The sequence below is a fragment of the Streptomyces huasconensis genome, from assembly GCF_021028635.1.
Lineage (GTDB): Bacteria > Actinomycetota > Actinomycetes > Streptomycetales > Streptomycetaceae > Streptomyces > Streptomyces huasconensis.
In genome coordinates, this window is the sequence record NZ_CP086119.1 from 7,431,730 (window position 1) to 7,445,779 (window position 14,050).

At 73.5% G+C, this 14,050-nt stretch carries 12 protein-coding genes; 8 read left to right on the forward strand and 4 right to left on the reverse strand.

Features of this window, described 5'->3' with window-relative positions; all coding sequences use genetic code 11:
- The first annotated feature begins 1 nt into the window (after position 1).
- The gene (locus tag J2N69_RS33145; RefSeq protein WP_230904005.1) at positions 2 to 559 is read left to right on the forward strand and encodes a GNAT family N-acetyltransferase; all 558 of its coding nucleotides are present in this window, start codon (positions 2 to 4) and stop codon (positions 557 to 559) included.
- A gap of 16 nt (positions 560 to 575) precedes the next feature.
- Here the strand turns inward: J2N69_RS33145 and J2N69_RS33150 are convergent, their stop codons facing one another.
- Complete coding sequence (locus tag J2N69_RS33150; protein ID WP_230904006.1) at positions 576 to 2,099, reverse strand: amino acid permease; 1,524 nt, start codon at positions 2,097 to 2,099, stop codon at positions 576 to 578.
- Between the two features lie 69 nt (positions 2,100 to 2,168).
- Positions 2,169 to 3,161 (reverse strand): hypothetical protein, encoded by a 993-nt coding sequence (locus J2N69_RS33155; protein WP_230904007.1) that lies wholly within the window; start codon positions 3,159 to 3,161, stop codon positions 2,169 to 2,171.
- Positions 3,162 to 3,416: 255 nt separating this feature from the next.
- Between J2N69_RS33155 and J2N69_RS33160 the strand changes: the two genes are divergently transcribed.
- The 4 genes from J2N69_RS33160 (at position 3,417) to J2N69_RS33175 (ending at position 8,163) form a co-directional block, all read left to right on the forward strand.
- Positions 3,417 to 4,880, forward strand: coding sequence for an FGGY family carbohydrate kinase (locus J2N69_RS33160; protein WP_230904008.1), 1,464 nt, complete (start codon positions 3,417 to 3,419; stop codon positions 4,878 to 4,880).
- The gene (locus tag J2N69_RS33165) at positions 4,877 to 6,370 is read left to right on the forward strand and encodes an FAD-dependent oxidoreductase (protein ID WP_230904009.1); all 1,494 of its coding nucleotides are present in this window, start codon (positions 4,877 to 4,879) and stop codon (positions 6,368 to 6,370) included. The genes J2N69_RS33160 and J2N69_RS33165 overlap by 4 nt, the downstream gene beginning before the upstream one ends.
- Positions 6,367 to 7,608, forward strand: coding sequence for an NAD(P)/FAD-dependent oxidoreductase (locus tag J2N69_RS33170; protein WP_230904010.1), 1,242 nt, complete (start codon positions 6,367 to 6,369; stop codon positions 7,606 to 7,608). The genes J2N69_RS33165 and J2N69_RS33170 overlap by 4 nt, the downstream gene beginning before the upstream one ends.
- Positions 7,609 to 7,755: 147 nt before the next feature.
- Positions 7,756 to 8,163 (forward strand): peptidase inhibitor family I36 protein, encoded by a 408-nt coding sequence (locus J2N69_RS33175; RefSeq protein ID WP_230904011.1) that lies wholly within the window; start codon positions 7,756 to 7,758, stop codon positions 8,161 to 8,163.
- Between the two features lie 13 nt (positions 8,164 to 8,176).
- Here J2N69_RS33175 and J2N69_RS33180 read toward each other — a convergent pair whose 3' ends face one another.
- Positions 8,177 to 9,292, reverse strand: coding sequence for a hypothetical protein (locus tag J2N69_RS33180; protein WP_230904012.1), 1,116 nt, complete (start codon positions 9,290 to 9,292; stop codon positions 8,177 to 8,179).
- A 33-nt stretch (positions 9,293 to 9,325) separates the two neighbouring features.
- Positions 9,326 to 10,396, reverse strand: coding sequence for a hypothetical protein (locus J2N69_RS33185; RefSeq protein WP_230904013.1), 1,071 nt, complete (start codon positions 10,394 to 10,396; stop codon positions 9,326 to 9,328).
- Positions 10,397 to 10,540: 144 nt separating this feature from the next.
- On the opposite strand from J2N69_RS33185, the gene J2N69_RS33190 reads away from it, so the two are divergent.
- The 3 genes from J2N69_RS33190 (at position 10,541) to J2N69_RS33200 (ending at position 14,038) form a co-directional block, all read left to right on the forward strand.
- Positions 10,541 to 11,092: a MarR family winged helix-turn-helix transcriptional regulator gene (locus tag J2N69_RS33190; protein WP_230904014.1), complete on the forward strand. Its 552-nt coding sequence runs from the start codon at positions 10,541 to 10,543 to the stop codon at positions 11,090 to 11,092.
- A gap of 150 nt (positions 11,093 to 11,242) precedes the next feature.
- Positions 11,243 to 12,430, forward strand: a complete 1,188-nt coding sequence (locus J2N69_RS33195) for a thiolase family protein (protein ID WP_230904015.1) — start codon at positions 11,243 to 11,245, stop codon at positions 12,428 to 12,430.
- 93 nt (positions 12,431 to 12,523) lie between these two features.
- On the forward strand, positions 12,524 to 14,038 hold the full coding sequence (locus J2N69_RS33200; protein WP_230904016.1) for a long-chain-fatty-acid--CoA ligase: 1,515 nt from the start codon (positions 12,524 to 12,526) through the stop codon (positions 14,036 to 14,038).
- Positions 14,039 to 14,050: the final 12 nt, after the last annotated feature.

The following is a 14,050-nucleotide window of genomic DNA, read 5'->3' on the forward strand; positions in this document are numbered from 1 at the left end:
CATGATCGGTGGACAGACAGCACTCACGGCGGACGTCTCGATGAGGCCCGTCACGCTCGACGACGCGGCGGCGCTCGCCCGCGCCTACCGGCGCAACCGCGCCCATCTCGCCCCCTGGGACCCCGACCGGCCCGAGGCCTTCTACACCACCGAAGGCCAGGAGGACCGGGTCCGGGGGCAGCTGGACGAGAGGGTGGCGGGCCGGAGCGCGCACTGGGTGCTCGTCGAGGGCGACGAGGTCGTCGGCCACGCCGCCCTGGTGAACATCGCGCTCGGCCCCGCCCGCAGCGCGATCCTCGGGTACTGGATCGACGCGGGGCAGGTCGGCAGGGGCCTCGCCTCCGCCGCCACCCGGCACGTCTGCGAGGTCGCCGACACCCGGCTCGGCCTGCACCGCGTCGAGGCCGGCACCCTGCTCCACAACACCGCCTCGCAGCGCGTGCTCGTCAAATGCGGCTTCCACGAGTACGGGATCGCGCCGAAGTCCCTCTACATCAACGGCGCCTGGCGCGACCACCGGCTCTTCCAGCGCATCCTCAACGACCGTCCCGCGTTCTGAACGACCGTCCCGTGTGCTAGACGATGCCCTCCGCGACCTCGGCCTGTTCGCGGTCCGAGCCGTACGCCTGCGGGGTGCTGTACGAGCGGCGCGCCACGAACCACCACACCGTGGCCAGGACCAGCACCACGGCCAGTGCGATCGACGCGTAGTTCATCGAGCTGACCGTCACCGGCGAGGCCTGCGGCAGGCAGAACAGGACCGTCACGAACGCCACCCACACCACCGCGATCCAGCCGATGGGCCTGCTCCAGCGCCCCAGGTTCCACGGGCCCGGCCGGAAGCGGTCGCCCGCGCGCAGGCGCAGGAAGATCGGGATGGCGTAGGCGGGCGTGATGCCGATGACGTTGATGGCGGTCACGGCGGTGTACGCGGTCGCCGAGTACAGCGAGGGCAGGGCGATCGCGGCGGCGAGGCCCACCGACAGCCACACCGCGGGCACCGGGACCTGGGTGCGGGAGCTGACCTTGCGCCACAGCGCGGAGCCGGGCAGCGCGTTGTCGCGGGAGAACGCGAACACCATCCGGCTCGCGGCGGCCGTCTCGGCGTTGCCGCAGAACAGCTGGGCCACGATCACGATGAGCAGCAGCGCCGTCGCCCCCGACTCGCCGAGCGCGTCGATCATGATCTGGGCGGGCGGCACCCCGGTCTCCGTGCCGAGCGTGCCCGCGTAGTCCTGGATCGCGAAGGTGAGACCGGCGAGCAGCACGAAACCGGCGATCCACGACGCCCAGATGGCGCGCACGATGCCGCGCGCCGCGGTCACCGAGGCGTTGGAGGTCTCCTCGGAGAGGTGGGCGGACGCGTCGTACCCGGAGAACGTGTACTGCGCGAGGAGCAGGCCGATCGCCGTGACGTAGAGCGGGTTGTCCCAGCCGGTGCCGTTCTCGTATCTGCTGAGGACGTCCCCGATCGACTGGTGGTGGTCCGGCACGATCGCCAGCGCCCCGACGATGACGACCACCCCGGCCAGGTGCCACCACACGCTGATGGAGTTGAGCAGACTCACCAGGCGGACGTTGAACAGGTTCAGCAGGGCGTGCACGAGCAGGATGCACAGGAAGATCAGGAAGGTCTTCTCCGGGGTCGGCTCGAAGCCGAACCGGAGGTTCAGGAACGCCCCGGTGAACAGCGCCGCGCCGTAGTCGATGCCCGCGATCGCGCCGAGCAGCCCGAGCAGGTTCAGCCACCCGGTGTACCAGCCCCAGCGGCGTCCGCCGAGCCGGTCGGCCATGTAGTAGAGCGCCCCGGACGTGGGGTAGGCGCTCGTGACCTCGGCGAGCGCGAGGCCCACGCAGAGCACGAAGAGCCCGACTCCGGCCCAGCCCCAGAGCATGACGGCGGGGCCGCCGGTGTTCATGCCGAAGCCGTACAGCGTCATGCAGCCGGAGAGGATCGAGATCACGGAGAAGCTGATGGCGAAGTTGCCGAACCCGCCCATGCGGCGGGCCAGGACGGGCTGGTAGCCGAGTTCTCTGAGCTTCTGTTCCTCGTCCTGGCGTGGTGCCGGGGTGCTCGACGACCAGGTGGTGCGGGACACGGGGGGTACCTCCGGGGGCGGGGTGGGCGGGAGCGGAGAGCGGGGGAGCGGGAAGGGGCCCCGCCGCGCCTAGCGCGTGTCGCGGGAGGCGGCGAAGCAGCGGGAGCGGGCCTGGGCGAAGAGTTCGGCCGCCGCGTCCGCGTCACCGGGGGAGTGGGTGCGGTACGTCCACGGCACGACCGTGTAGAAGGGGTCGAGGACCTCGAACACCCGTGACGCGTCGTGGAATTGGTGCGCGCCCCACAGGGCGTGCGCCAAGTGGTTGAGGTCCAGGAGCGAGGTCGCCGTGGGCAGGGCGTGGTCGAACCACAGCTGGAGGGCGCGCAGCGCACCCCGCGTCGCGTCCTCCGAGATCCAGTGCAGGTCCAGCGCGCGTTCGTTGCCCGCTTCCCTGCGGTAACGCTCGACGTGCACGTACAACGGCAGCAGGTGCAGCGCCGAACCGGCGGGCGCGGAGGTCACCGCCCACTGCACGAAGTTATACGCCTCGGTGAGCGGCCCGCCGGAGCGGCGCCCGTACACGAACTGGAGCATCCGGTGGTACGCCTCGCGGTTGCCCGGGTCCCGCTTGTCGGCCTCGGCCAGCAGCTGCCAGGGGCCGGGGAAGAGCATCGGCTCGGGAGGCGCCACCCGGTGCTCGTCCCACCGCTGGCCCTCGTCCAGCTGGGCCAGGGCGAGCAGGCAGATCCACGGCACCGGGTCCTCCGGCGACAGGGACGACGCGGCGGCGCACGCGGCGACGGCGTCGCGCCACAGGTCGTTGGTCCGCCGGTGCCCCGCCCGGTGCGCGCGCAGGGCCCGTTCCACGAGGACCCGGGTGTGCAGGACGGCCGCGGAGGTGCTGTACGGCTCCTCGGCGCGCCAGGTGTGCACCACGTCGGAGCCGGCGACGGCCGCCGCCAGGATCTGCGTACGTTGCGTCCACAGTCCCCAGTCGGGCGTCTCGGTCAGCAGATTCCGCGTGGAGACCCAGCGACCCGCCTTGAGGTCCTGGAGCACCGCGCGCAGCGGTTCGTCGTGGCCCGCCGGGTGGTACACGGGGCGGCCTGACGGCTTGGGCATGGGTCCTCTGTCGGGAGGGAAGGAAGGCGGCTGGGCGGGCAACTGGCGGCTTGGCAAAGGGCGTTGTGGACGTCGTTCGGCGGTCAGTGTAGATCCGGGGCTTCCGGTTCCAGGGCACTTCTTGGATCTTTTGTGACCGGCTTTTGTCAACACGGCGCGCAGAGCGTCCACTTGGTGGCCCATTGCAGTCCAGTCGCCGACCGTTGCCGTCCCCTTCCCTTGACGCCCTCCGTCCCCCTGTAGCAGTCTTCCGCGGTGATCAGCTATGAGCGGCCCACGGCGCGGCACCCCGTGCTCGCCGTCGACCAGGGCACCTCCGGGACGAAGGCCCTCGTGGTCTGCCCGGAGCGCGGCGTGATCGGCTCGGGCGCGGCAGCCGTGCGACCCCGCTACCTTCCCGGTGGCCTGGTGGAGGCCGACCCCGCCGAGCTGCTCTCCTCCGTCCTCGACGCGGGCCGGCAGGCGCTGGCCGACGCGGGGGAGCCGGTGGCCGCCGTCGGCCTCGCCAACCAGGGCGAGACGGTCCTGGCCTGGGACCCGCACTCGGGGGAACCGCTCACCCGGGCCCTCGTCTGGCAGGACCGCCGAGCCACCACGGTCTGTGACGAACTGGCGCCGCACGCACAGGAGTTGAAGCAGCTCACCGGCCTTCCGCTCGACCCGTACTTCGCCGCTCCCAAGATGGCGTGGATACGCCGCCACCTCACCCGGCAGGGCGTGGTCACGACCAGCGACGCCTGGCTCGTCCACCGCCTCACCGGCGCCTTCGTCACCGACGCCGCGACGGCGGGCCGCACCCAGCTCCTCGACCTCGACGACGTCACGTGGTCACGGCGCGCCCTGGACCTCTACGGACTCGCCGAGGAGCGCCTGCCCGCCGTCGTCGACGCCGCGGGCCCCGTCGGCACCACCACCGCGTTCGGCTCCGAGATCCCGCTCACCGGGCTCCTCGTCGACCAGCAGGCCGCGCTGCTCGCCCAGGACGTCACGGAGCCCGGCAGCGCCAAGTGCACCTACGGAACCGGGGCGTTCCTGCTCGCCCAGACCGGCGCCCGGCCCCGCCGCGGCGACTCGGGGCTGGTCAGTTGCGTCGCCTGGCGACTCGACGGGAAGAGCAGCTACTGCCTCGACGGGCAGGTCTACACCGTCGCCTCCGCCGTCCGCTGGCTCACCGACCTCGGCGTGATCGGCGGCGCCGAGGACATCGACCCCGTCGGCTCCGCCGTCCCGGACGCGGGCGGTGTCACCTTCGTCCCCGCGCTGGCCGGACTCGCGGCGCCCTGGTGGCGCGGCGACCTGCGCGGCTCGCTGACCGGGCTCGGCCTCGACACCACCGCCGGGCACCTGGTCCGCGCCCTGTGCGAGGGCATCGCCGCGCAGGTCACCTCCCTCGCCGACGCGGTCGCGGCCGACCTGGGCGAGCCCCTGACGAGCTTGCGCGTCGACGGTGGCCTGACGCGTTCGGCGCTGCTCATGCAGACCCAGGCCGACCTGCTCCAACTGCCGGTCGAGGTCTCCGCGTTGCCGGACGCCACCGCGCTCGGCGCCGCGGCCGTCGCCCGCGTCGGCCTCGATCCCGGCCTCGCGCTCACCGACGCGATCCCCGCGTGGCGGCCCGCCGCCGTCTACGAACCGCGGATCGGCGCGGACGAGGCGGCCGAGCGCCTCGCCGGCTTCCGGTCGGCCGTGACGGCTCTCCTGGAACGTACGCCTTCATGAGCGCCCACATGGACGTCGTCGAGAGCGCCGCCGAGAGGGCCGGGCGGGTCACGAGGCGCGGGGCGACGCCGGACACGACGTACGACGTCACCGTGGTCGGCGCCGGAGTCGTGGGCACGGCCATCGCGCGCGAGCTGGCCCGCAGACCGGGCTTGCGCGTCGCCGTGGTGGAGGCCTCGAACGACGTCGGAGAGGGCACGTCCAAGGCCAACACGGCGATCCTGCACACCGGTTTCGACGCCGTGCCCGGCTCCTTGGAGTCCCGCCTCGTCCGCGAGGGCCGACAGCTCCTCACCGCGTACGCCGCCGAGTCCGGCATCCCCGTGGAACCGGTCGGCGCGCTCCTCATCGCCTGGGACGAGGAGCAACTAGCCGCACTTCCGGCCCTGTTGGCCAAGGCCGCCGCCAACGGCTACGACCAGGCGCGGATCATCGGCCCCGAAGAGGTCAGGTCCCGCGAGCCGCACCTCGGCCCCGGCGCACGCGGCGCCCTCGACGTGCCGGGGGAGAGCATCGTCTGCCCCTGGACGACGACCCTCGCGTACGCCACACAGACGGTCCGCGCGGGCGTCGACCTGCACCTCAACTGCCGGGTGCGACAGGTCGAACAGACCGAGGGGCGGCATGAGCTGACGACGGACCGGGGCGTCGTGCGCACCCGGTACCTCGTCAACGCGGCGGGCCTGCACGCCGACACCGTCGACTGCCTGCTCGGCCACGACGACTTCACCGTCACCCCGCGCCGCGGCCAGCTCATCGTCTTCGACAAGTTCGCCCGCGGCCTGCTCACCCACATCCTGCTGCCCGTGCCCACCGCACTCGGCAAGGGAGTCCTGGTCGCCCCCACCGTGTACGGCAACATCCTCCTCGGCCCCACCGCCGAGGAGACGCACGACAAGACGGCCACCGCTTCGAGCGCCGAGGGCATCGCCGTGCTGCGCGAGAAGGGCCGGCGCATCCTGCCCGAACTGCTCGACGAGGAGGTCACCGCGGTCTACGCCGGACTGCGCGCCGCCACCGAGCACGACGACTACCGCGTCCGCGCCCACAAGGAACAGCGGTACGTCACGGTCGGCGGCATCCGCTCGACCGGGCTCACCGCGTCCCTGGCCATCGCCGCCCACGTCACCGAACTCCTCGGCACCACGGGCCTCGACCTCGCCGAACCCGGTGCGCTGCCGCCCGTGCGCATGCCCAACCTCGGTGAGGCCTTCCCGAGGCCGTACCAGCGCGCGGACCTCATCGCCGCCGACCCCGCGTACGGCACCGTGGTCTGCCACTGCGAGCGGGTGACGCGCGGCGAGATCCGCGACGCGCTCGCGGGAACCGTCCCGCCCGGCTCACCGGACGGGCTGCGGCGCCGCACCCGGGCGGGCGGCGGACGCTGCCAGGGCTTCCACTGCGGGCCCGCAATACGGGAGCTCTTCGCACAAAGCGCGGTCGACCACGGTGAGCGGTCCGAACAGAGCGGGGAGTCGGTGTCCGGATGAGACGTGAGCGCATGGTCGACGTACTGGTCGTGGGCGCGGGACCGGCGGGCCTCGCCGCCGCCGCGGGGCTGGCGGCGGGGGGCGCGGGCGAGGTCGAGGTGGTCGACCGGGACCAGCAGGCGGGCGGCGCCGCACGGCACTGCGCGCACGGCGGCTTCGGCCGCCTCGGGCTGACCGGGCCGCAGTACGCGGAGCGCTGCGTGGCGGCGGCCGTCGGCGCCGGGGCCGTGCTGCGGACCGGCGTCACCGTCACCGGCTGGTCGGGCGCGCTCACCCTGGACACCACGAGCCCGCGCGGCCTGGAGCGGGTCACCGCCCGCGCCGTCGTCCTCGCCACGGGTGCCCGCGAACGACCGCGCGCCGCACGCCTGGTGCCCGGCACGCGGCCCGCGGGCGTCTTCACCACGGGCGAGGTGCAGCGGGCGGTGCACGGCCACCGGCAGCGGATCGGCACCCGGGCCGTCGTCGTCGGCGCGGAGTCGGTGAGCTTCACCGCCCTGGAGACGCTGCGGCGCGCCGGGGTCGAGGTCGCGGCGCTGGTCACGGAGTACCCCCACCACCAGGCACCGCGGGGCCGCGCGGCCGGGGCCCGGCTGCTGCGCGGTGTCCCCCTGCTCACGGACGCCACCGTCACCGAACTCCTCGGGCACGGCCGGCTGTCGGGCGTCCGGCTGCGGCACCGTGACGGCAGGGCGGCGCACATCGCCTGCGACACGGTGGTCTTCACCGGCGACTTCGTGCCCGACCACGAACTGGCCCGGCACGGCGGCCTGCCGCTCGACCCGGGAACCCGCGGCCCGGCCGTCGACAGCGCCTTCCGCACCGCCGAGCGCGGCGTCTTCGCGGTCGGCAACGTCCTGCACGCCGCGGAACCGGCACGTGTGGTGGCCTGGGAGGGCGCGGCCGCCTCCGCGGCGGTGCGGCGCTACCTCTCCGACGGCGACTGGCCCTCGGCGTCGGTCCCGCTGCGGGTCACCGCGCCGCTGGCCTGGATCGCCCCCAACCGGCTGACCCCGGACGAACCGGGTGACGGGGCCGACGGGTTCACGCTGCGCACGACGGAGTTTCTCGCGCGTCCGACGCTGGTGGTCACCCAGGACGGCAGGACCCTGTACCGGGCGCGGCACCGACGGCAGGCGATCCCGAACCGGCCGCTGCGCGTTCCCGGGGACTGGGCCTGCCGGGTCGACGCGCGCGGCGGTGCCGTGCGCGTCGCTCTCGGCACCGCGAGCGGGTAGCGCGCCCGTCCCGCGCCCTCCGCGCGCCCCGCTCACTGCCGCACGCTCCCTCCTTCGAGGGATCGCGGCACGACGAGCGGCTCGGCAGGCTGTGCCGGGAATCCGCAGATGTTCACGGCATGTCAGCCGAGGAGCGAAGGAGCGTCAATGAGGCAGAAGTTCTCCGCACTGCTCGTGGCGGTGACCGCCGTGGCCGCCGCCGCGCTGCCGGTCTCCACGGCACGCGCGGCCGACGGGTACGACCGATGCCCCCAGGGCTACTACTGCATGTTCTCGGGCCTGGACGGAACCGGCGACATGATCGAACTCAGGGGGAACACCCCGGATCTCGCGGCGCTCGGCATGGACGACCGGGCCAAGTCGGACTGGAACCGCACGGCCTCCACCATCTACCTCTGGTCCGACGCCCACTACTCCGGCTGTACGGCCGTGACCTCCTCCGGCCCGACGGGCAAGGGCAACTTCTTCCCCACGTACCAGGACTTCTTCAGCTCCGTGCAGTTCGACGGGCCGGGTGGCCCGAGCTGCGGGACACCGCCCGGCGAGGGGAGCTGAGGCGGGGGCCGTCTCAGCCGAACCGCAGGATGCGCGGCGCGAAAGTGCCCTCGGGGCCTTCCGCGCGGCCGACCGACCACACCGTCCCCGTGCCCGGCACCGGCGCCAGCCGCAGCGCCGAGGACTCGCCCTCACCGGCCACCGCGGGTTCGCTGTGGCCGGTGAAGGAACTCCCGTCCCAGGAAAGGAAGTCCGGCCCGGGCGCGATCGGCGGATAACTGCCCGGTACGTCGCGTTTCTGTGAGCGGGACACCGCGACCCAGGCCAGCTCGCCGGACGCGCGGGGCGTCAGGGAGGTGATCCCGCCGAAGTCGGTGGGCACCGTCACGCGGCTCCAGGTCTGCCCGTCCCAGCGGACCAGCAGGGGTGGAATCGGTTTGCCCACCGGGCCGCCGACAAAGCCGGCCGTGCCACCCGCCCACACCTCCGTCTTCGACACCGCGAGCACACTGCCCACCGCCGACCGGGGGAACCCGGACACGATCGTCTGCTCCCACGTCTGCCCGTCCCAATGCGACACGGCCGCGCCCGAGTGGGTCTCGCCCGCGGCCCAGACGTCGTCGGCCGCCTTGATGTGCAGGCCGTACACCGCGCCCGGCGGCGCCGGCATGTCCCGCCAGCCCCGCTCGTCCCGGCGCAGCAGCACCTGCGCGCCGTCCCGCGAGCCGATCAACCAGGTCTCGCCGCCCCCGGTGACGACCTTGGTCAGCGCGACCCCGCCCGGCGGCCGTGCCTCGTGCCAGGCGTCGCCGTCGAGGCGGAGCAGGCGCGCGCCGCCCGTGGAGTCGCGGCCGACCGCCCAGGCCGCGCTCGGTGAGGTCGCGGCGACGGAGAGCAGCTCTCCCTGCCGGCCGGCGCCGGGCAGGCCCTGGCGCTGCCACGCGGTTCCGTCCCAGCGCAGCATCAGCGGGAAGCCCGGCGCCTCGCGTCCGACGGCGTCGGTGCCCACGGCCCACGCCCGGTCCGGCCCGAACGCCACGGCGTCGTTCAGCCCCGCCTGGGGGCGCACCTGCGCCGGAACCGGAACGTGCTGCCAGGACGCGGACCCGGCCTCCGCCGCGGCCGACGTCATGGCGGTGAGGAGGGTCAGGGCGACGGCGAGGGCCGCGGCGACGAGTCTGCGTGCCATGGGTCTCTGTGCCATGGGGCTGCGTGCCATGGGTCAGCCTCCCAGTCGTCGTTCGCTCATCAGGTTCGGTTTCGAGCCGTAGATCTCGACGGTGCCGAAGGACAGCAGTGCGGACCCGGCCCTCGCCAGCGCACGCGGTCTCACGTCGATCGCGCCCGGGCGCTCCGGCCCGTACGAGAACGTGGTGCGGGCACCGTTCACCCGGGCGTACTTCGACTGGAACGCGCGGTCACTGCGCACCGGCAGCCACAGCGCGCCGTCCGGGCCGCGCACCATGGCCTCGGTGGAGGCGTCACCCAGCGGCGGGTAAGTGGTGCGCCAGGTACGTCCGTTCCACGTCATCAGGTAGGCGCGGGTCATGCCCTCGGTGTACTGGCTGCCGCCGATCGTGACCCGGCCCGACGGTTCGGCAAGCAGCGTCTGGACGTTGCTGTTCGACGGCAGCGGCACCTTCGCGTCCCGCCAGGCGGTGCCGTCCCACCGCAGGACGGCGGTCCCGGTACTGGTGTCTCCCCAGGCCCAGGCTTCGGTGGCGGTACGCGCGGTGATCCCCATCAGGAAGTGCACGCCCTCCGGGGCGGACTGCGTGGTCCAGCGGGAGCCGTCGTAGTGCAGCACCTTCAGCCCGCTGTCGTCCTCCCCGACCACCCAGGCGGCGCCCGGCACCGCGGTGAAGTCCTGGTACGTCCACAGGGTCTGCGGCAACGGGACGGAACTCCACTGGCCCCCCGACCGGCGCAGGATCTCCCCGGCCCCCGCACGGTGGCGGAAGATCCACACCTCCTCGCCGACGAACCGCACCTCGCCCAGCCAGCCCGGCTCCTGGGCGCCGGGGAAGGACGTGTCCCGGCTCCACGCCCCGCCGTCCCAGCGGTACAGCATCGGCCGCAGGCCATCGGCGGCGTGCTCGTACCCCGTCGCCCACGCCTCACCCGGTCCGCGCGCGGCCACGTCGGACACGGTGACCGGAGGGGCCGCGGCCGGAACGGGCAGCGTCGACCAGCCCGGCGTCACGGCCGCGGCGGGCGGCACCATCGCGGTCGGCGACAGCACCGCCGCGCACGCGACCACAAGGCAGATGATGACCGTACGGAGACCGCTCACGGGACCCTCCATGACGCGAAGGCCGCTCAGCTTAAGGGCCCTCACCCACCGTGAACAGATGTCGCACGCCACAGGCCGCCCTCGCCCCCCGGGGCAACATAAGAAGCTTAAATAAGCGGGCAACGCATCCTTGGAGTGGACCACATGTCGAACGACGAACTGCACACCGCCCTGCGAGGCGCCGCCAGCGACCTCAGCGATCCCGGCGACCCCAGCGGCGCGAAGGCCCACGGCCCGGCCCCCGCCGATCCGCACGGTGACCTCGGCGCCGTTCTCGATGTCGAGGCCTTCACCGCGGCGATCGAGAACTTCAACCGCTTCTACATCCGCCTCCCCGTCCTCGAGAAGCTGCCGTTCACCACCCTCTCGGTGCTCGACACCCTCGCGTTCGGCGGCAGTCCGCGGCGGCTGACCGAGCTGACGAAGACCGAGCAGGTCAGTCAGCCCGGCATCACCCAGCTGGTGACGCGTCTGGAGCGCGACGGCCTGCTGGAGCGGCGTCCCGACCCGACCGACGGCCGCGCCGTCCTGGTCCACATCACCGACGCGGGCCGTGAGATCATCCGCTCCCGCCGCGCCGACCGCTCACGCCACCTGCGTCCGCTCGTCGAGCAGCTGACCCCGCAGGAGCGTCGTGCCCTGTCGGACGCGCTGCCCGCCCTCGCCCGCCTCGCGGAACTGGGGCGCGGCCAGTAGGAGGAGGCGGGGGCGCGGGGCCCCGGCGGCGGAGCCCCTTCCCACAGCCCCCACCTCCCGCATAGACTCCAAAACTAGCAGCGCTAATTTACCTGCAGGCGTCACCGCGACCCACGCAGCGAGACCCGCACAACGATCCGGAGCCGTATCGTGCGCACCGTCCACTTCGCCGCCGCCCGCCGCACCCCCATCGGCAAGCTCCGCGGCGCCCTCTCCACCGTCCGCCCCGACGACCTCGCCGCGGGTGTCGTACGCGGACTCCTCGCCGACCTCCCGCAACTGGACCCCGCGCGGATCGACGACATCTACTGGGGTGCCGCCAACCAGGCGGGCGAGGACAACCGCAACGTCGCCCGCATGGCCGCCCTCCTCGCGGGCCTCCCGGAGACGGTGCCCGGCGCGACCGTCAACCGGCTCTGCGCCTCGGGACTCGAAGCCGTCACCACCGCCGCGCGCACCATCGCCGCGGGGGAGGCCGACATCGTCCTCGCGGGTGGTTCCGAGTCGATGAGCCGCGCGCCCTTCGTCCTGCCCCGCCCGGACGAGGCGCTGCCGCACCGCATGGAGACCGCCGACACCCGCCTCGGCTGGCGGCTGACCAACCCGCGGATGAAGGACCTGCATGGCGTCCTCGCGATGGGCGAGACCGCCGAGGAGGTCGCCGAACGCCACGGCGTCTCGCGCGAGCGCCAGGACACCTTCGCGCTCCGCAGCCACCAGCGCGCCGCGGCCGCCCGCAAGAACGGCCACTTCGACGACGAACTGCTCCCCGTCACCCGCCCCGACGGCGTGCTCGTCGACACGGACGAATGCGTGCGCGAGGACACCTCGTACGAGAAGCTCAGCGGCCTGAAGCCGGTCTTCCGCAAGGGTGGTTCCGTCACCGCGGGCAACGCGTCGCCGATGAACGACGGCGCCGCCGGGCTGCTGCTCGTCAGCGAAGAGGCCCTCGACGACCTGGGCCTGGAGTCCCTCGGACGGTACGCCGCCGGTGCCTCGGCGGGTGTGCACCCGGACGTCATGGGCCTCGGGCCCGTCCCCGCCACCCGCAAGGCGCTCGACCGCCTCGGCTGGAGCGTCGCCGACGTCCAGGAGGCGGAGTTCAACGAGGCGTTCGCCGCCCAGGCCCTCGCCTGCGTCGACGCCCTCGGCTTCGACCCGGAGCTGGTCAACCCCTCCGGCGGCGCCATCGCGCTCGGCCACCCCCTCGGCTGCTCGGGCGCCCGCATCCTCACCACGCTGCTGCACCGCATGCGCCGCACCGGCGCCACACGCGGCCTCGCCACGATGTGCGTGGGCGTGGGCCAGGGCAGCGCGCTCCTCGTCGAGCGCGACTGACTCTGCCGTCGGGGCGCACCGCCGCCCGGTGCGCCCCCGCCGAGCAGCATTCCGAACCACCGCAACGCCGCACGGAACGGAGCACCACCCCCCATGGCAACGCTGTCCCTCGCCGCGATCCTCGCCGAACCCGCCCGCCGCCACCCGGACCGCACCGCCCTCGTCGAAGGTGAACTGCGGCTCAGCTTCGCGGAGTTGTGGCACCGGGCGCGCGCCCAAGGCGCCGCCCTCGCCCGGCTCGGCGTGCGGCCGGGGGACCGCGTCGCCCTGATGGCACCGAACACCACGGAGTTCCCGACGGCCTACTACGCGATCCTGGCCGCCGGAGGCGTGGTCGTCCCCGTCCATCTCCTGCTCTCCGCCGAAGAGGTCGAGCACGTCCTGCGGGACAGCGGCGCGAGCCTGCTCCTGTGTCACCCCGCGCAGGCCCCGACGGGCCGGGCCGCCACCGAGGCCACCGGCGTACGCATGCTGGAACTGGGCTCCGAGGGGGAGCTGGCGGCCCTGGCCCGCGACAGCGAGCCCCTCGTCTCGTACGTCACCCGCGACGCCGACGACCCGGCCGTCGTCTTCTACACCAGCGGCACCACCGGCGTCCCCAAGGGCGCCGTGCTCAGCCACTTCAACCTGGTGATGAACGCGACCGTCAACGCCTTCGACGCCAACGACGTCCGCCCCGACGACGTCGTGCTCGGCGCGCTGCCCCTCTTCCACGCCTTCGGCCAGACCGTCTCCATGAACTCCACCTGGCGGGCGGGCGCCACCCTCGTCCTGCTGCCCCGCTTCGACGCCGCGCGGGCCATCGAGCTGATGGTGGCGGAGGGCGCGAACACCTTCCACGGGGTGCCCACCATGTTCGTCGGCCTGGTGGCCGCCGCCGCGTCCGCCCCCGAGCTGCCGAAGCTGCGGCTGTGCGTCTCGGGCGGCGCCTCGCTGCCCGTCGCCGTGCTCGAACGTTTCGAGGAGGCCTTCGGGACGCCCGTGTACGAGGGGTACGGCCTCTCCGAGACGTCCCCGGCGGCCTCCGTCAACCAGCCCGACTTCGGCACCAGGGCGGGCACCATCGGCCACCCCCTGTGGGGCGTCGACGTCGAGATCGCCCGCGCCGACATCGACGACCGCGTCGAACTCCTGCCCACGGGCGAGCTGGGCGAGGTGGTGATCCGCGGCCACAACGTCTTCTCCGGCTACCTCGGCCGCCCCGAGGCCACCGCCGAGGCGCTGGTCGACGGCTGGTTCCGCAGCGGTGACCTGGGCACCAAGGACGCCGACGGCTTCCTGACCATCGTCGACCGCAAGAAGGACGTCATCATCCGCGGCGGCTTCAACGTCTACCCGCGCGAGGTCGAGGAGGTCCTGATGCGCCACCCCGACGTCGCCCAGGTCGCCGTGATCGGCCTGGCCCACCCCGTCCACGGCGAGGAGGTCTGCGCCGTCGTCGTCCCGGCACCCGACGCGGCCAAGGACCCCGAAGCGGTCATCACGTGGGCGAAGCAGCACCTCGGCCGCCACAAGTACCCGCGCCGCGTGGAGTTCACCGACGCGCTCCCGCTCGGCCCGAGCATGAAGGTCCTCAAGCGGGAACTGCGCGCCCAGTACACCGCGTAGCGCGCCAGGCCC

What these genes read in the sequence shown, in the direction of transcription:
- J2N69_RS33145 (WP_230904005.1), top strand. Translation starts at nt 2, where the DNA reads ATGATCGGTGGACAGACAGCACTCACGGCGGACGTCTCGATGAGGCCC.
- J2N69_RS33155 (WP_230904007.1), bottom strand. Translation starts at nt 3,161, where the DNA reads ATGCCCAAGCCGTCAGGCCGCCCCGTGTACCACCCGGCGGGCCACGAC.
- J2N69_RS33165 (WP_230904009.1), top strand. Translation starts at nt 4,877, where the DNA reads ATGAGCGCCCACATGGACGTCGTCGAGAGCGCCGCCGAGAGGGCCGGG.
- J2N69_RS33170 (WP_230904010.1), top strand. Translation starts at nt 6,367, where the DNA reads ATGAGACGTGAGCGCATGGTCGACGTACTGGTCGTGGGCGCGGGACCG.
- J2N69_RS33175 (WP_230904011.1), top strand. Translation starts at nt 7,756, where the DNA reads ATGAGGCAGAAGTTCTCCGCACTGCTCGTGGCGGTGACCGCCGTGGCC.
- J2N69_RS33180 (WP_230904012.1), bottom strand. Translation starts at nt 9,292, where the DNA reads ATGGCACGCAGACTCGTCGCCGCGGCCCTCGCCGTCGCCCTGACCCTC.
- J2N69_RS33190 (WP_230904014.1), top strand. Translation starts at nt 10,541, where the DNA reads ATGTCGAACGACGAACTGCACACCGCCCTGCGAGGCGCCGCCAGCGAC.
- J2N69_RS33200 (WP_230904016.1), top strand. Translation starts at nt 12,524, where the DNA reads ATGGCAACGCTGTCCCTCGCCGCGATCCTCGCCGAACCCGCCCGCCGC.